General features: G+C 54.5%; 11 protein-coding genes. 5 read left to right on the top strand and 6 right to left on the bottom strand.

Features of this window, described 5'->3' with window-relative positions:
• Nucleotides 1–170: 170 nt before the first annotated feature.
• Entirely contained in the window at nucleotides 171–1,457 is a 1,287-nt protein-coding gene (locus tag PREDE_RS03510; protein ID WP_044126876.1) for a histidine-type phosphatase, read from the top strand.
• Nucleotides 1,458–1,509: 52 nt separating this feature from the next.
• Here PREDE_RS03510 and PREDE_RS03505 read toward each other — a convergent pair whose 3' ends face one another.
• Nucleotides 1,510–2,193: a tetratricopeptide repeat protein gene (locus PREDE_RS03505; protein ID WP_005843256.1), complete on the bottom strand. Its 684-nt coding sequence runs from the start codon at nucleotides 2,191–2,193 to the stop codon at nucleotides 1,510–1,512.
• Between the two features lie 226 nt (nucleotides 2,194–2,419).
• Here PREDE_RS03505 and PREDE_RS03500 point away from each other — a divergent pair, with 226 nt between their 5' ends.
• Nucleotides 2,420–2,587, top strand: a complete 168-nt coding sequence (locus tag PREDE_RS03500) for a hypothetical protein (protein WP_005843257.1) — start codon at nucleotides 2,420–2,422, stop codon at nucleotides 2,585–2,587.
• A gap of 113 nt (nucleotides 2,588–2,700) precedes the next feature.
• On the opposite strand, the gene PREDE_RS03495 is transcribed toward PREDE_RS03500, so the two are convergent.
• The 5 genes from PREDE_RS03495 to PREDE_RS03475 are packed head-to-tail and all read right to left on the bottom strand — an operon-like array spanning nucleotide 2,701 to nucleotide 8,883.
• Nucleotides 2,701–5,196, bottom strand: a complete 2,496-nt coding sequence (locus PREDE_RS03495) for a DUF3943 domain-containing protein (RefSeq protein WP_015298437.1) — start codon at nucleotides 5,194–5,196, stop codon at nucleotides 2,701–2,703.
• Between the two features lie 11 nt (nucleotides 5,197–5,207).
• The gene (locus PREDE_RS03490) at nucleotides 5,208–6,386 is read right to left on the bottom strand and encodes a serine/threonine protein kinase (protein ID WP_005843263.1); all 1,179 of its coding nucleotides are present in this window, start codon (nucleotides 6,384–6,386) and stop codon (nucleotides 5,208–5,210) included.
• Between the two features lie 24 nt (nucleotides 6,387–6,410).
• A complete protein-coding gene (locus PREDE_RS03485; protein ID WP_005843265.1) occupies nucleotides 6,411–7,058 on the bottom strand; it encodes a deoxynucleoside kinase in 648 nt (215 codons plus the stop codon).
• A gap of 58 nt (nucleotides 7,059–7,116) precedes the next feature.
• On the bottom strand, nucleotides 7,117–7,758 hold the full coding sequence (locus tag PREDE_RS03480; protein ID WP_005843267.1) for a deoxynucleoside kinase: 642 nt from the start codon (nucleotides 7,756–7,758) through the stop codon (nucleotides 7,117–7,119).
• A 21-nt stretch (nucleotides 7,759–7,779) separates the two neighbouring features.
• On the bottom strand, nucleotides 7,780–8,883 hold the full coding sequence (locus PREDE_RS03475) for an AAA family ATPase (RefSeq protein ID WP_005843269.1): 1,104 nt from the start codon (nucleotides 8,881–8,883) through the stop codon (nucleotides 7,780–7,782).
• Nucleotides 8,884–9,071: 188 nt separating this feature from the next.
• On the opposite strand from PREDE_RS03475, the gene PREDE_RS03470 reads away from it, so the two are divergent.
• The 3 genes from PREDE_RS03470 (at nucleotide 9,072) to PREDE_RS03460 (ending at nucleotide 16,503) form a co-directional block, all read left to right on the top strand.
• Nucleotides 9,072–12,191 carry a glycoside hydrolase family 127 protein gene (locus PREDE_RS03470; RefSeq protein ID WP_005843271.1) on the top strand — a complete coding sequence of 1,040 codons (3,120 nt, stop codon included), beginning with the start codon at nucleotides 9,072–9,074 and terminating at the stop codon, nucleotides 12,189–12,191.
• A gap of 149 nt (nucleotides 12,192–12,340) precedes the next feature.
• The gene (locus PREDE_RS03465) at nucleotides 12,341–13,216 is read left to right on the top strand and encodes a sigma-70 family RNA polymerase sigma factor (RefSeq protein WP_005843273.1); all 876 of its coding nucleotides are present in this window, start codon (nucleotides 12,341–12,343) and stop codon (nucleotides 13,214–13,216) included.
• Nucleotides 13,217–14,031: 815 nt separating this feature from the next.
• Complete coding sequence (locus tag PREDE_RS03460) at nucleotides 14,032–16,503, top strand: coiled-coil domain-containing protein (protein ID WP_005843277.1); 2,472 nt, start codon at nucleotides 14,032–14,034, stop codon at nucleotides 16,501–16,503.
• Nucleotides 16,504–16,532: the final 29 nt, after the last annotated feature.

Here is a 16,532-nt window from a genome sequence, read left to right as displayed (position 1 = left end):
ACGGGTAATTGAGTCCTGTTTTGGGACGCGTGCAATAAAAAAAGTTAAAAGGAAAAGCGCAAAAACAGACCTCGGGAAGAATGTCGGACAGAATCGGTAAATTTGTGCTGCACAAGGGTTCAGGCAGCCCGACGAATGCCCGACTTACCTATAAAACAAAACATAGAATGATGAAAAGAACTGTTCTGATCGTTGCATTGTCTGTTGTGACGGCCTGGGGGGCAAACGCCCAGCAGGCTCGGCAGCGAATCCAAGCCAACATCAACCTGGCGGCCAGCAACTATCTGGCCTATCCCGGACCGAAGAAGGCTCTCACGCCCACACCGAAAGGCTACGAGCCTTTCTACATCAGCCACTACGGCCGACATGGGTCGCGCTACCTCATAGGCCGTGGCGACTACGACAAGACCTATGAAACGCTGCAACAAGCCGACTCGCTGGGCAAGCTGACGGCTCGGGGACGTGAGGTGCTGGACAAAGTGAGGATGATTCGCAATGAGGCCATGGGGCGGGACGGCGAGCTGACACAGCTCGGGGCCGAGCAGCATCGGCAGATTGCGCGCCGCATGATCGGACGCTTTCCGCAGGTGTTTGCCGGCGAGACAAACATCGACGCGAAGTCGACAATTGTGATTCGTTGCATCCTCTCCATGGAGAATGCGCTGCAGGAATTGGCCAGCATCAATCCGAAATTGCGCATCCGCCACGATGCCAGCTACCACGACATGTACTACATGAATGACGAGAACAGCCGCTACAACAAGCTGCGCGATACTCCAGAAGCCCGGGAGGCCGTGCAGGCATTCAACCGCAACCACGACAGCCATGCCCATCTGATGACCGTGCTTTTCAACGACACGGCCTTTGTCCGCAGCATCAATGGCAGCAGCCTGGCCAACCATCTGTTGCGCCTGGCCGCCAATGTGCAGAGCACGGAACTGCGCCACAAGCTCTCGCTTTGGGACATTTTTACCGAGGAGGAGGTCTACGACTTCTGGCAACGGACCAATGCTTTCTGGTACACCTACTATGGGCCGAGCAAGCAGGCAGGGCAGGCCGGCATCTATACGCAGGTGAACCTGCTGCGCAACATCCTGGCCACGGCCGACAGCTGCATCAGGCTGCCGCACCCCGGAGCGACATTGCGCTATGCCCATGAGTCGGACGTGATGCCGCTGGTGTGCCTCCTTAACCTGAACCGCTACGGCGAAACCATAGACGATTTGGAGGAGCTGGATGACAGGGGATGGAACAATTTCGACATTTATCCCATGGGATGCAACGTCCAGTTCATTTTCTACAAGCCGACAAAAGGCAGGCTCGACGGGGCCGACATACTGGTCAAGGTGTTGCTGAACGAAGACGAGGCAACGCTTCCGCTGTCAACGGATTGTGCGCCTTACTATCATTGGAAAGACGTGCGGGAGCATTACATGACCAAGATACAGGGCAAGTAATGCCCGGTCAGCGAAGATGGGTGCCGACAGTGCGCTCATGTTGACGGGCCGATTACTTGCAACGGTCGTACCATTCGCGCAGGGCCAGGCGCGGTGTGCCCAGCTTGACAATGGCGTCAAGGTCGCGGCGCGCCTGGCCGAACCGCCGGAGCCGGATGCGGACGTCGGCCCGCGAGAGCAGGTAGTCGGCATTCTGCGGGTCGCGCTTTAGGGCTTCGGTAAAGTCATAGTCTGCCGGTTCGAGCATGTCCTGCTGCTGTTCGATGCCCGCGCGCGCCGCCCAGGCGGAAGCTGAATCTGGAAAAGCCGCCACCAGTCGGTTGATGCCGTCCATCGCTTCGGTATAATGACGGTCTTTTTGATTGAGCAGAGCCAGTCCCAGCTGGGCCTCGAAACTGCCCGGCACCATCTCCAAAAGACGCTCATAATCGAGGCGGGCAAAGTTGTAGCGATGGAGTTTGCCGTTGACGTAAGCCCGATAGTAGAGCGCAGCAATGCTGTTGGGCTGGTGCTGTAACACGATGTCGTACTCGTCTTTGGCGTATTGCCATTGCCCCAATTCCACATTCCAAGCTGCCTTTTTCAGTCTCAAGTCGATGGAGTCGGGATGATAAGCCAGTGCGTCGGTGGCCTTGGCCAGGCTGTCGCGCAGGGGATTGCGATTGTTCTGGGCCTGTATAGGTAGGGTGACTCCTAGAACAAGGAGCAGGGCTGTAAGGGTGTGGGAAGTATTCATACCTTATTATATATAGTGCAAAGTTACGTGTTCTCTGGGCAAAGAGTGTGCTTTCTGCTGTTAAAAAAGTCTTTTTCAGTGTCGTTGCACACTATTTTTGCAATTATTTGGCAATATCGTTGCGGGGTAAAAGAAATAGTATTAATTTTGCAGTCCCCCTACAAACAAACTCTTGTAATAGAAGCAAGGGCTTACTTCACGACAACAAGTAAGAAAATTTATAAACATGACACAGGAACAGAGCCGTCATACTGACCAAGCAGAAAAAGACAAACAAGCAAAAATCCGGGAGCAACGCCATGAGGCTTTTGCAGAAAACGTACTCACAGTACTGCTTTCTTTGATAGCCATAGCGGTGATTTCTTTCCTGGTTTGGAGCATCATCGCCGACTGACGACACTGAATGTGCGTTGACTTCAGGCGGTAGTGACTGACGGTAGAGGGGTAAGGCTCCCTTTCATGTTGTCGGTCAGGCTGTCCTTGGATACGTCCAATAGAAAATCAATATCAGAAACGATAAACCAGTCCGGCCCGAACCTCAAAGGTGCGGGCCCGCACTTCGTCGTGATATTTGTAATGGGTGTTGCGTGCATAATAGTCTCCTGCCAGTTCTATGCCCAGGTTGTGCTTCAAATGGAACAGGAACATGGGGTTGATGACCAATAGTTCTGCATTGCCCCGGTCGCCTTGAGCGTTCAGATAGAGTGGGTTGACGGTGGTCAGATCCTTGCCTTCATAGCCTTTCCAAGTGAAGATACGGTAGTAGTCTACGTGGAGAACGAAGCGTCCCAGACGGGGAAATTCCATCAGTGTGTTGGTCTTGAGGCTGAAGCCTGACCCCATGTTATAGTCGCGGTCGATGATGTTGTAATAGTCACTTTTAGTGCCGCCCAACAGAATGAGGTCGGCAAACAGCCGTTGTTCGAGTCGTGAGAGATTACCCACGCGTGGAAACTGCCAGATGATGCCGGGGCCGAAAGCAGCTGCTTCGGATATGCGGTAAGGCGTGAGCGTGGTGCCATCTTTCACCGGTTTGGAATCGTAGTAGTTGAAATGCTGGAACAATCCGACGAGCGTTTGTCCTTCCTTGCCACTGTAAACAATGCTGCTCCACAGACGTCCCATAAGGTGCAGGCCGCTGAACAGCGGCTGACTGCCCGAGAACCCCATGCTGACATTGGCACAAAAATAGCTGTAAGGCTGGGTGTCGGCCTCCTCGAAAGGATCACCATACTCTAAGTTAAATGAGAGATAGGGCAACCGTTCTCCCCGAAAGAGCCCACCATTGTCGGCCAGATAACGGCCCCCCAAGGTCATTGTAAACTCCACCGGGATGCGACTGAAGTCGTGATAGAGATACTTGTTGCGGCGAACCTGCCAGGCATCACCGTCCATGATGCGGGTGAGTCCCTGCATGGGATTGACCACCATGGCCGCCGCTTCGCGCAGGAAACGGGAGAAGCCCCGGCTGCGGTCGTTGAGAATGAGGGCCGAAATGCGGTGGGTAATCTCGCCCAAGCAGATTCCGCCAAAGGTTGTAGCTATGAGATCGTTGATGGCGGGTGGTTCCACCTCACCGCAAAGTTCCCACATTGCACTCCCTCCCAGTGCGTATGGTGTGCTCTGCCAGAAGCCAAGTCCGTTGCTGCGCGCCGAGTTGAAATACAAATTTCCGTGATAAGGATGGGCAAAAAGGTTGGTAGAGAACTGGTCATTGTCCCAAACGAAAGCGTGTCGCCAGTTGTGGGCAATGCTTTTGAAGTTGACTCGTGCAAACTCTTCGTTGAGAACGAAGCGGTCGAAGCTATGCACAAACACGTTGATGCCTGCCGTTTCGGCTGCGGCACGCCACCAGCGGTGCCGGGTGTAGGCAGGATCGGTCATTCGATACAGGCGGTCGGCGGGTGTGTCGCGCAGTTGTCCCAGCTGGTATTGCTGGTCACGCAGCCGCTCTGATAGCCATTTTTCTTCCTGTGTCGCATTGTGATGGTAGCGGAAACTCAGGCCTGCCTGGAGGATCGGACGCGTCCGATAGTTGTGGTTGGAGCCATAGAGGCGTGTCGTTCCGTAGCCGGCAGAAACAAATGCACCCAGTGTCGGAGTCACTTGATAGTCCAGATTGACATGTCCTTGCAGGGAGTAAAGCCGCTCTGGGGCATCTTCTGAATTCTTCTTGAAGCTCTCGACATGGTAGAATCCCAAGTCGCCGCTGATGGTCCAACGTGGAGAAAGCGTAAAGTACTGCCCGATACGGTAATAGATGGCTCCGGAGAAGCCTTCGTCGAATCCCATGTAATGCGACCCCACGCCCACGATGCTGTAGGTGCTGCGATTGCGGAAACGTAGGGCAGCGTTCAGTTTTGAGGCGGTGCCCAAGCTGGCGAGCAGGTCAATGCGCGTCTTGGGATTGACATTGACCAGCCCTATCTTGCGGGCAATGGTGTCGCGTGTGTAATTGAAGAAGCCCACCTGCACCCCACGCGGATGGCTCAGTGCTACGTTGATGATGCCGATTTGGGAACCGGTCAGCGTGTCTGCATAGTTGTAAGCACCCAGTTGAAGACCGTGCATCTGCCCGGAACTGACATTGGCTGTAGTGGAGATCTGGATTCCCTTGCGCACACCCATGGCGATGTTTGTGAGCATGCTGAGCTGCAGCCCACGCATTGGCGTGAAGACAATATTGCTGAAACCGGCCAGTTGGATGCCGCTCATGGCATGGGCGGCATTGGCTATTCCTGCCACCATCAAGCCTTGGGCATCCCTATGGATACCGCCATAGAACAGTCCGAATTGAAGTCCATGCAGACTGTCCACTTCGGTGCGCAGACCCACATTGAGCCGACTACAAAGCAGGGAATCATGGTGGTGGTTCAGCCCGACTCCTATGTTGGGCAATCGGTGACCGGCGGGTTCTTGCACGGTCTGGGCCCCAAGTGAACCTGAACACAGGATAGAAGCTATTGCCAAAACTCCATATCCTGTGGCATCATGACGCTTCATGAACCTCGGAATTAGGGTTCTTGCCCTGCCTTTTTGGCCGTCACGTAGCTGGCAAAAGCCTCGTCGAAAGCAGCAAACTGCTCTTGGCTCAAGTTGCCGAGCGTGCGGCGCAGTCCCTTATAGTAAGCTGCGACCCGCCTGTGCACGGCAGCGGCATCACCGCCACGCGCATAAATCTTGTCCAAATCAATGTGCATCTGCGGTACGAGGCGGTTCAGAAATTCCATGTCGCCGGTGTACTTTCCGTCTGTCTGACCAGCGGATGTGGCCTGTTCGGACGTTGCCGGAGCATCGTCTGTAGGCTGGGCCGTTTCGGCCGGAGTATTTGCCGCAGCCGCTTCCTCACCTGGAGCCGCTTGCGCAGAGTCGGCCAGCTCATTAGTGGGCTGGGACATTCCAGCGGTTTCATTGTTTTTATTGAACCAAAGCAGTACGGCCACTGCCAGTACTGCCACGACAGCGGACATAAGGATGGCCAGTTTCTTGTTTCCCGAAGAGGAGCTGCGGGCTGTGCTTCGGCTATAGTGACGATGCTCAAGTGCATCGAGAAAGGCATCCACGTCGGCATAACGCTCACTGCGCCCATAGCTGCAACAGCCGGCCACCACCTGCTGATAGTCGTCGCCCAGCCCCATTTCGCGAACCATGACACCCAGTGAAAAGATGTCGGCACGGGGGTCGATGGCCACCGTTCCATCCTTGGCCTCGGGAGCCCGAAACTTGAGCGTTGCAGCCGGCTCATTGAGATTGTCGGCATAGCGCAACCTGAAGTTCAGCACCTTGACCTCGTCTCCTTTCGTGGTGACAAACACCACGGCGGGCGTCAGTGCGCCGTGCACTTTGCCCATCCGGTGCATGAAGCCCACGACCTCAGCCACTTGGCGTACAATTTTCTTCTTTTCCTCTTCGGTATGGGCCTCTTGCATATAGTCGGACAGCGGACGTGCCGGCTCCCATTCCATCACAATGCAATGGCCGAATCCAGCCACATCTTTTTGTTCCAAATATCGCAGGATGTGCGGATGTTCCGTCTCATGGCACTGATCGAACTCTCGTTTCAAAGCCTTCTGGTACTGCGGCTTGTCGCAATAGGCTGCTTTCAGACCTACGAGCAGCACCTCGCGGCCCTCCTCCTTGCCTGTCACGAGGGCATTGATTCCTGCTGTCTTGATTTCGTTTGTTTCTGTCATGGCATTATCTTTTTCTGTTGCGGTTCAACCTTTGGCGTTGGCAGTCCCGGACTCGTCCATGGGAAAGAGGCCATAGAGCTTGGCATCGATCATGTCGGTGACCTTGCGAAAATCCTCGGGCGTATCCTCAAAGCTGATTTTGTCGCCGTCAACAATAATCAGATCACCCTTGTAACCGGCTATCCAGTTCTCGTAACGCTGCTGCAATCCCGTGAGATAATCTATGCGAATACTCTTCTCGAACGACCGCCCTCGCTTCTCAATGTGGTTCACAAGTGTGGGAATAGACGAGCGGATATATATCATGAGCTGCGGCAATTTTACCAGCGACATCATCAGATCGAACAAGTTCGAGTAGTTTTCGAAGTCGCGATCGCTCATGTATCCCTGGGCGTGCAGGTTGGGTGCAAAGATGCGGGCATCCTCAAAAATGGTGCGGTCCTGAATGATGGTCTCCTTGCTTTGAGCTATTTCCACTACTTCCTTGAAGCGTTTGTTCAAGAAATAGATTTGGAGATTGAACGACCATCGGTTCATGTCGTGATAGAAATCGTCCAGATAAGGATTGTTGTCCACGGGCTCAAAACGGGGTGTCCATCCATAGCGTTTGGCGAGCATGCGGGTCAGTGTGGTCTTGCCGCTGCCTATATTTCCTGCGATAGCAATGTGCATTGTAGAAGTGTCTAATGAGAATTAAAGGGTGGATAATGAATGTGAGAGGGGCGGCGGGCTATGTTGCAAACAACAAATTCTCCTTGTGCTCTATTTCGGCCAGCTGTCGGTCTATCCTGCTGATGACCGAAGCAAAATCTTCCCGCGAATAAAGTATGTCGAGATCGTCCACGTCTATGGTGAGCACGCGCCCTTTGTATTTGTTCTGAATGAAGTCTTCGTAGCGGTCGTTCAGGTTCTTCAGGTAGTCCAACTGCATGTTCTGTTCGTAGTCGCGGCCACGCTGGTGAATGTGCTCCACAAGATGCGGAACCGAGGCACGCAGGTAGACCATGAGGTCTGGCTCGCGCGCCACCATCATCATCGACTCGAAGAGCCCCATGTAAGTTTCATAGTCGCGGTCGCTCATGTTGCCCATATCGTGGTTGTTGGCCGTGAAGATATAGACTCCCTCGAATATCGACCTGTCTTGAACGATGGTGTTTGGGGAGCGGACTATCTCCAGAAGATCGCGGAAACGCTCTTTCAAGAAGAACACTTCCAGATTGAGTGACCAGCGTTTCATGTCTTTATAATAGTCACCGAGGTAGGGGTTGAACTGCACACTCTCCAGCCGTGGTTCCCATCCATAATGCTGCACGAGCTTGTGGGTGAGTGTGGTTTTCCCGCTTCCGATGTTTCCTGCAATAACAATGTGCATGTGCTGTGAGTAGTTCCGGCCCTACTTTCTCAGGGCCAGATTGTAATTATAATAGTTGCGGTCGCCCGTGATGTCGCTCACCACCTTGATGAATGGTGGGAAGTTCACATCCTCGGTGCTGGTAATCCCTTTGGTCTCCAAAATGACGAGTCCCTGCAATTGATTCAGATAGGTGTCGAGTTCAAAGTACTGGCCTTTCCAGATGAAGCTGCGACGCTTCTTGGTGATGGTGTGGCGGTAGGGGTCGGCTTGGGAAAGCAGCGAGTCGTAGAGCGCATTGCTCACCTGCCGCTCGGTCTCCACCTGCTTGTTGCCCTCGACCGTTTTCTTCATCGTGTGCACGTTGACGCGCTTGCCGTTCGACCAGTTGCGCCGACGAAGCCTCACCTCACTGTCGGGGTCGGCCACGAGATAGGTCTGCGTGATGTCGCTGTCAATGGTGGCCGGCATGCTTCCTGTCACCTCCACGATATACTTGCGCTCCTCGGTGATGGGCTGCGGCAGCCCGAGAACAGCCGATATTTCCATGAGTACCCGGTTGAGCTTGGTGTCGAAGTCCTGGTGATTGTTGATGACACGCAGGTGCGGATGCCCGCTCCAGGCATTGACCACGCGCTTGTCCAGCTCCCGGGCCACGCGCAGTCCTTCCTCGTTTTTCTGTTCCAGCCGCTGGGCGTTGCTGCTCGTGGTGTAGAATTCCTCGGCGCCGTCGGCGGCCGACACCAGGTGGAGCACGGCATCGTAGCGCCCGATGAGCTGTTGTGTGGAAGTACCCACCAGCCCTGTAATGTCCTCCCACATGGTGGCATCCATATAGGCCGAGATGTCCATCGCACCCCGATCGCACACGATGACAGACGGTTCGTTCACCTGTTCGGCCATCTTCATGAACTTGTCTTCGAGAGCCAACTGTATCTCCAGCGTGGCTTTCTCGCCCTCATAGAAGAAGTTGCGGTTCTTGGTCAGATAATCCATGCCCGCTTGCAAGAACAGCGTGGGCACCTCGGGGATGGTGAAAACCTTGAAGCCCATGCTGGAAAAATGGTCTATCACCTTGACCAAGGCCGTGGTCTTGCCGGCACAGGGACCGCCGGTAAGTACTATTTTCTTGATGTCTTTATTCATGATGAACGTGTCATAACAGCGTGAACGCTTGGGGCAAAGTTACTGAATTTATCGCGTTTCTGCAACAATTGCACCGTATTTTACGGCAAAAACATGGAAGAACTTCAAAGAAATAGTGTATCTTTGCACCCAATCAACTTGTTATTCAACCATCGGGACACCAGTCCTCCATTCAATCCAATCCTAAAATGAAACAACCTCAAGGACTATTGCTGTCTGCCGTGCTGGCCATGAGCGCCGCCGCCCCCGTCCATGCCCAAAGCATGCTTTATCCCCATCACTTCGATTTGAGCGAGGTCACCTTGTTCGACAGCCCGTTCAAGACCGCCATGGAACTGAACTTCAAGGTGCTGTTGGACTATGATGCCGACCGTTTGCTGGCCCCCTTTGTGCGTCAGGCAGGGCTCAATACGGGCGATTATGCCGGCTGGCAGACCCTGCATCCCAACTTTGCCAACTGGGGTGGAAACGGTTTTGACCTGTCGGGCCACGTGGGCGGACACTACCTGTCGGCCCTGGCCCTGGCCTATGCAGCCTGTCGGGATGCAGGCATGAAAGCCCGGCTGAAACAGCGGCTCGAGTATATGCTGAAGGTTCTCAAAGACTGTCAGGATGCCTACGACGGCAACACAGAGGGCCTCCGCGGGTTCATCGGCGGACAGCCTATCAACGAAGCCTGGAAGAAACTCTATGCCGGCGACGTGTCGGGCTTCCGCAGCGTGCGTGGCTGGGTGCCGTTCTATTGCCAGCACAAGGTGTTGGCCGGCCTCCGTGACGCCTATGTTTATGCCGGCAACAAGGAGGCTCGGGAGATGTTCCGCAAGCTGGCCGACTGGAGTGTCAACGTGGTGGCCCGGCTCGATAACGCAGCCATGCAGTCGGTGCTCGACACCGAACACGGCGGCATGAACGAGAGCCTGGCTGATGCCTACACCCTCTTTGGTGACCAAAAATATATGGATGCCGCTCAAAAATACTCCCACCAGACCATGCTCAACGGCATGCAGATGCAGAATGCCACCTTTCTCGACAATCGGCATGCCAACACACAGGTGCCCAAGTATATCGGTTTTGAACGGATAGGAGAGCAGGGTGGGAGCGAACTGCAGAAGAAATACGAGCTGGCGGCCGGGAACTTCTGGAACGACGTGGCCCTCAACCGCACGGTGTGCATCGGCGGCAACAGTGTGGCCGAGCACTTTCTCTCGGCAGCCAACAGCCACCGATACATCGACCATCTGGACGGCCCGGAGAGCTGCAACTCCAACAACATGCTCAAACTCTCGGAGATGCTCAGCGACAATACCCACGACGCACGCTACGCCGACTTCTACGAATACACCACTTGGAACCACATTCTCTCCACCCAAGACCCCAAGACGGGCGGCTACGTCTACTTCACCACCCTGCGCCCGCAGGGTTATCGCATCTACTCGCAGGTGAACCAGGGCATGTGGTGCTGCGTGGGCACCGGCATGGAAAACCACAGCAAGTACGGGCACTTTGTCTATACGCACGACGGCGACTCCGTCATCTACGTCAATCTCTTCACAGCCAGCAAGCTGGCTAACGCCAAGTTTGCCCTCACGCAGCAGACCGCCTATCCCTATGAGCCCCAAACCCGCATCACCATCGACAAGGGCGGCAGCTACACCCTCGCCGTGCGCCATCCCTGGTGGACCACCGAGGGCTATGCCATCCTCGTGAACGGCGAGAAGCAGCAGGTGGCCGTCACGCCGGGCAAGGCCGGCTATGCCCGCCTCACGCGCAAGTGGAAGAGGGGCGACGTGGTCACCGTCGCGCTGCCCATGCAGCTCCGCACTGTCGAGTGCCCCAACTACACCGACTACGTGGCCTTTGAGTACGGCCCGCTTTTGCTCGCCGCACAAACCACGGCCGTGGACGCAACCGATGCCGACACCACCGGCCTCACTGCCGAACGACTGCCCAACGAGTTTGCCGGCGAGGGCCGCATGGACCATGCCCCAAGTGCCATGGCCTCCAGTCGGAGCCTCACGGCTGCACCCTTGCTCATTGGCGAGCGTGCCCATGTGCTGGAACGCATCGCCTCCACACAGCCCTCACGGCTGCAGTTCAGCATTGACGCCAGCCGAAGCGACGCCCCGGACTACAAGTGGAACAGGCTGACTCTTAAGCCTTTCTACGAGATTCACCACAGCCGCTACATGTGCTACTGGTATCAGCAGACCGCCGAGAACTATGCCGCCAGCGACATGGCGGCCAGCGAACAGGCCAACAAGAAGTTGCAGGAACGCACCATCGACTTTGTGGCCACGGGTGAACAGCAGAGCGAGGCCGGCCATGAGTACAGCTACAGCGACGACTCCTCGACGGGCAGCTACAATGATGAGACCTACCGTGATGCTAAGGCCGGAGGCTACATTCAGTACTCGCTCTTCAATCCCGGCGGCGTGACCGACAGTCTGGCCGTGCTCTGCCGTTTCACCACGGCCGATGCGGGCCGCAGGGCCACGCTCACCGTCGATGGCGAAAAGCTGGCCGACATCGTGATTCCGTCCTCTGTAAAGGGGGCCGTCAACGGCTTCTACAACGTGGAGTTTGCCATCCCCGCCAGTCTCGCCACCGTCAAGGGCAAGGCCAAAGACAAGTTTGTGGTGCGCCTGTCGGCATCGTCCGGCACCCTGTGCCCGGGACTCTACTACCTCCGTCTCATGCGCAACCACACGGACTATACCTATCGTTTCACGGCCGGCGACTGGAAGTCGGGCGACAAGGGCCGGCTGCAGCCCGCCAACATCAGCTATGATGCGGGCCGGAATATCATCACCGTGAACCAGGGAGGCGACAACAACGTGTGCCTGATGCTCGACTACAACAACCTGAACTACAGCATCTCGCCCCGGCAGAAATACCTCATGGTGCTGGGCCGGAACCTCAGTACGCGCGCCGGCGCCTCCTACCTGTGGTGGCTCAACGGCAAGAACCGGGGCACACAGGTACCTCCCACCATTGCCCGGGACGTCACGCTCAACGGGGAAGCCTACCAGGTCATTGCCTGGGACATGGCCAGAAGCGGCATCGCCGACAATATCTCGACCACCGGCAACACCGACATCTGCCTGGGCCAGACCATTTTCGGCCTGACCTCGACCACCGGCACGTCCTATATCCACGACATCGACTTTGTGGCTGATGTCGATGCAGCCACCGGCATTCGGCTGCCCCATGCAGCCGGCACCCCTGCCACCTACAATCTGCAAGGCATGAAAGTGGCGCACCTCACGAGGGGCGTGTATATCCAGGGCGGCAAGAAAATCCTCCTGTAACCAATCCGTCAAATCCCCGACAGCCCCCAGCCGACACAGAAAATGGGGGCTGTCGCCGTCTTTTTTCCGGGATATGCTTGGGCGTTAAAAGATTTATTCGTACTTTTGTCCAAGAAACTTTAGAAACTTCCCCTATAAACCTATTCACAATGAGACAGCTCAAAATCACCAAAAACATTACCAGCCGCAACAGCGAGGCCCTCGATCGCTATCTCACGGAGATAGCGCGCGAGCCCATGCTCACGCCCGACGAGGAAGCGGCCCTGGCCCAGACCATCCACAAAGGCGGCAAGGAGGGAGAGAAAGCGCGCGACAGACTGGTAAGCGGCAACCTGCGTTTTGTTGTCTCTGTGGCCAAACAGTATCAGCATCAAGGCATTACTCTCACCGATTTAATCAATGAAGGCAACATGGGTTTGGTGAAGGCAGCCGAGAAATTCGACGAGACGCGAGGCTTCAAATTCATATCCTACGCCGTGTGGTGGATTCGTCAAAGCATCATGGAAGCACTGGCGGTGAAGAGCCGCATTGTGCGCGTGCCCCTTAATCAAGTGGGCATTGCCGGCAAGGTGAACCGGGCCACGGAGCAGTTTCTCCAGCAACACGGCCGCATTCCGTCCACTCATGAGCTGGCCCAACTCACCGGAATTGAGGAAGCACAAATAGAGGCAGCGATGGATGCCGCCTCGCATACCACCAGCATTGACGCCCCGCTGGGCAACGAAGACGATACTTCGATGGCCGACATCCTCTCGTCCGACGACATCGGTTCCAAGTCCGACAGCCAGCTCGACCGCCAGTCGATGAACCAGTTTGTCAGCGACTTGCTTAAGGAGGTGCTCAATCAACGCGAGCAGAAAATCATCAAGGAGTCGTTCGGTATCGGAGTGATGGAGAAGAGTCTGGAGGAGATTGCCGACGAAATGGGCATGACACGCGAGCGTATTCGCCAGGTGCGCGAGAAAGCCCTGCGCAAGATTCGTTACAGCAACTACGCCTCCACGCTGCGGCAGTACTTGGGATGAACAGTTAATTAGACAGTTTTTTGTTTGATTATCAACCTTTCATAAAGGTATCTTCAAGTAATCATTCGTAGTTCACCTCGCCCTCAAGGCGGGGTGATTTCGTTGGTGAACAGCCCTCGTTCCGGCAGTTTGCCCGAATTATTACGATGGAACGGTGCTGCCTTTATGCCGTAATGGCGTTGCGTTTGCGTTGTAATGGCGGTGCGTCTACGGCCAAACGGGTCTGCCTTTACGGCGTAACGGTAAGGCCGTTTTCACCCCGAGCAGCCAACGGTTCCGGCAGCAGACATCCCTGTCACAGCCAAACGGGCCTGCTTTCAACAAACAGGCCGGCAGACTCTCACGAGTCTGCCGGCCTCAAAATTAACCTAAATAATCTAATACCATGAAAAACATGTTGCAAAGTTACACGAATATTTTGAAGAGAATCCGTTTTTGAAATTGTTTTAAGTATTCTTAAAGCTTGGCCTTATGGCTAAAACTCAGAGTGCAAGCAGATGAAGGCAACACGCCTTGCTTGTGCAGACGGCAATACAATATATATAATAAGGTGAAGACAATACGAGCTATTGACATTAAAAAATCAATGATTTCCAACGAAAGCTACTTGAAAAATTATTGTTTATCAATATTTTAATGTGCTCTTATGAAAAATTGGTCAAAATGCTTTGGCAGGTTAGAAAAAATACCTAATTTTGCGCACAGAAATGCCAAAAATACTTTTCCGGCTTGGCAACCATAAATCGAAGTGATATAAAAAATGTATATAAACGATAAACATACGGATAATTTGTAGTTACATAAATTAAGTTTCAATGAAAAAGAGAATTACTAATTGCCTTCTTGTTGCCGCTATGTTGTCGGCAACGGCAGGAGTATTTGTTTCCTGCAAGGACTATGACGGAGATTCTGCTTGGAACGAGCGCACGGCCCAGAACACAAGCCTGATCGAAGCGCTGACCCAGCAGGTGAACAGTTTGAAAACAGCCCAGGCAAACTGCAAGGCACAGTGCAGGGCCACGCAGGACTCTTTGGCCGCCGTTACCAAGGTTAACGAAGCTGCCATCAACAAGAATGCCACGGACATTAAGACCAGCGTTGATGCCTTGACAGCACTCATCAATCAGAACTCTACCGACATTGCTGCCAACAAGGCTTCCATCCAGACCGCTGAGCAAGCCATCGCCCAGCACAAAGATGCTATCGACCTGCTCAACCAGACTGTGGCTGCCAATGGCCGGACCATTGCCCAGAACAGTGCCGACATCATTAGTCTGACTGCCCGCGTGCAGGCTCTGGAAAGTGCCGATCAGGTGTTGGATCAGAAAATCAACACGCTGAGTACAACGCTGAACACGCGCACGGACTCCGTGGTGAACGCCATCAACGAGGTGAACTTGACCGTTCTCAACGTGCTGAACAAGGTGAACACGCTCGATGCTACACTGGCAAGCGCCCTCGTGCGGCTGACCAATGTAGAGGCCACTGCCGGCGAAGCTCTGACCAAAGCAAATGACAACAAGACACTCATTAGCACGCTTCAAGGCACGGTGACTGGTCTGGAGACCCAAGTGGCTGAGCTCTTCCGGAAAGCACTGGCCGACTCCACGCTGGCTGCCCAGGCCTATACCTTGGCCGACAGTGCCGCCAAGCTGGCCAATGAGAATCTTGACAAGATCAATGCACAGAATGTAACCATCGCCAACTTGGAACAGGCTTACAAGGATGCCGACAAAGTGCTGAAGAATCAGATAGACGCTTTGAGCAGTCGTGTGGAGGCTTTGGAGAACGCCTACAAGAAGCAGGTGACCAGCATCATGGTGAATGGTGCCATCAATCCGCTCTTCGGCTACTATGCCGTTCCTACGGGCGACGTGCGTTCTACGATTGTTGCTGCCTACTATGGCACCCCCGCACAGTTCCAGTTCCCGACGGCCAATGCCGGTTACTATGCTGACGCCACCTCTAAACTCTCTGCTGTCGATCTCGACATTACCGGCGTAACCTCAGAGACTCTGGGCGGCGGTACTATTGTGACCGAAGACGGTGCCGTGGGTAATGCAGGAACAGTCTACATGACCCTGAACCCCGTGGGCACTCCGCTTGATGGCAAGACGTTTGCACTGGTGAACAGCCAGGGCGAAGCCTCGCCCGTGACACTCTCAGCAGTGAAGTCTTCTGATGCTGTGCTCAACTTCGGCTATACCCGTGCCAACACCAACGGCTTCTATGAGTCCCAGGCTACCGTGAAAGCTGCCGATGTGCAGAGCATCAAGCCCGCCGTGAACCTTGGCGAACTGAAAGAAGCTGCCACCACCCTGCTCAAGGAATTACGCCACAACAAGCCCTTGAGCCTGACCAAGATATCTAGCCTCGTTTACAACAACATGACCAACGTGCTTCCCGCACTGGCCCTGAAGACCACTTGGAACGACGGCACCGGCAACCAGAGCGTACTCTCGCAGTATGTTGTTGCCGCCACTGCAGTGAAGCCTCTTTCGTTCAGCTCTCTGAGAAACATCTCTTATCGCATCCCCACCATCAGCGCCCTGCAGCAGCTGAACCTCAATATTAAGAACATAACTGTGGAGAAACTCACCGGCAGTGACTACAACATTGTTGTGGAGAATGCCAGCGGTGACAAGACCAAGTACACCGCAGAGGGTGTGGACAAACTCGTAGACGACCTGAACAAGCGCCTTGGTGATCTGGAGAAGGACGTGAACGAGCAGATCGACAATGCCGAGAACAAGCTGAACAACAAGGGCAACAATTATGTGAACAAGGCCAACAGCTTGATTAGCAAGTACAACAAGTTTGCCAATCGCTTTAACCATTTCATTGCCCATATCAACGATTACCTGCAGCCCTCTCTGCTCTGCGGCAAGGGTGATGCCCAGCTTTATCAGGTGAGCGGTACGCCTTACGGTGCTGATGCCTTGGCTACGGGTTCCAGTCTGCTGCTGACCACTCATTCTTTCGAGTATTTGGCTCCCGCCTATAAGAAATGGATTGCAGTGACCAATGTTTGGGAAAACTCCAACGATGCCGTTAAGGATGTGGTCCTCAACCAGAGCGTTACCAGTGCCCAGAACGGTAGTGCCGCCCTTCAGGCTGCCCTCCGGGCTGCCAATGGTGGTGAGAACATGAACAAGGTGGTATTCGGTACCATCCGTCATGCCAAGCTCGGCACTCTCCAGAGCGGCAAGGTTTACGAGATTTCTTACAGTGCCGTAGACTACTCCGGTAAGGTGGCAGCCCGCAAGTACTACGTAAGAGGTAAGTAATAAACATAGGTAAATACATAATAGACTCA

It is taken from the genome of Prevotella dentalis DSM 3688 (assembly GCF_000242335.1).
Lineage (GTDB): Bacteria > Bacteroidota > Bacteroidia > Bacteroidales > Bacteroidaceae > Prevotella > Prevotella seregens.
The sequence above is the reverse complement of the archived record's forward strand: the minus strand, read 5'-3'. Positions and strand labels throughout refer to the sequence as shown.

Excerpts from the sequence above, each read along its gene's own strand:
- PREDE_RS03510 (WP_044126876.1), top strand. The coding sequence starts at position 171 with ATGAAAAGAACTGTTCTGATCGTTGCATTGTCTGTTGTGACGGCCTGG.
- PREDE_RS03505 (WP_005843256.1), bottom strand. The coding sequence starts at position 2,193 with ATGAATACTTCCCACACCCTTACAGCCCTGCTCCTTGTTCTAGGAGTC.
- PREDE_RS03500 (WP_005843257.1), top strand. The coding sequence starts at position 2,420 with ATGACACAGGAACAGAGCCGTCATACTGACCAAGCAGAAAAAGACAAA.
- PREDE_RS03495 (WP_015298437.1), bottom strand. The coding sequence starts at position 5,196 with ATGAAGCGTCATGATGCCACAGGATATGGAGTTTTGGCAATAGCTTCT.
- PREDE_RS03490 (WP_005843263.1), bottom strand. The coding sequence starts at position 6,386 with ATGACAGAAACAAACGAAATCAAGACAGCAGGAATCAATGCCCTCGTG.
- PREDE_RS03485 (WP_005843265.1), bottom strand. The coding sequence starts at position 7,058 with ATGCACATTGCTATCGCAGGAAATATAGGCAGCGGCAAGACCACACTG.
- PREDE_RS03480 (WP_005843267.1), bottom strand. The coding sequence starts at position 7,758 with ATGCACATTGTTATTGCAGGAAACATCGGAAGCGGGAAAACCACACTC.
- PREDE_RS03475 (WP_005843269.1), bottom strand. The coding sequence starts at position 8,883 with ATGAATAAAGACATCAAGAAAATAGTACTTACCGGCGGTCCCTGTGCC.
- PREDE_RS03470 (WP_005843271.1), top strand. The coding sequence starts at position 9,072 with ATGAAACAACCTCAAGGACTATTGCTGTCTGCCGTGCTGGCCATGAGC.
- PREDE_RS03465 (WP_005843273.1), top strand. The coding sequence starts at position 12,341 with ATGAGACAGCTCAAAATCACCAAAAACATTACCAGCCGCAACAGCGAG.
- PREDE_RS03460 (WP_005843277.1), top strand. The coding sequence starts at position 14,032 with ATGAAAAAGAGAATTACTAATTGCCTTCTTGTTGCCGCTATGTTGTCG.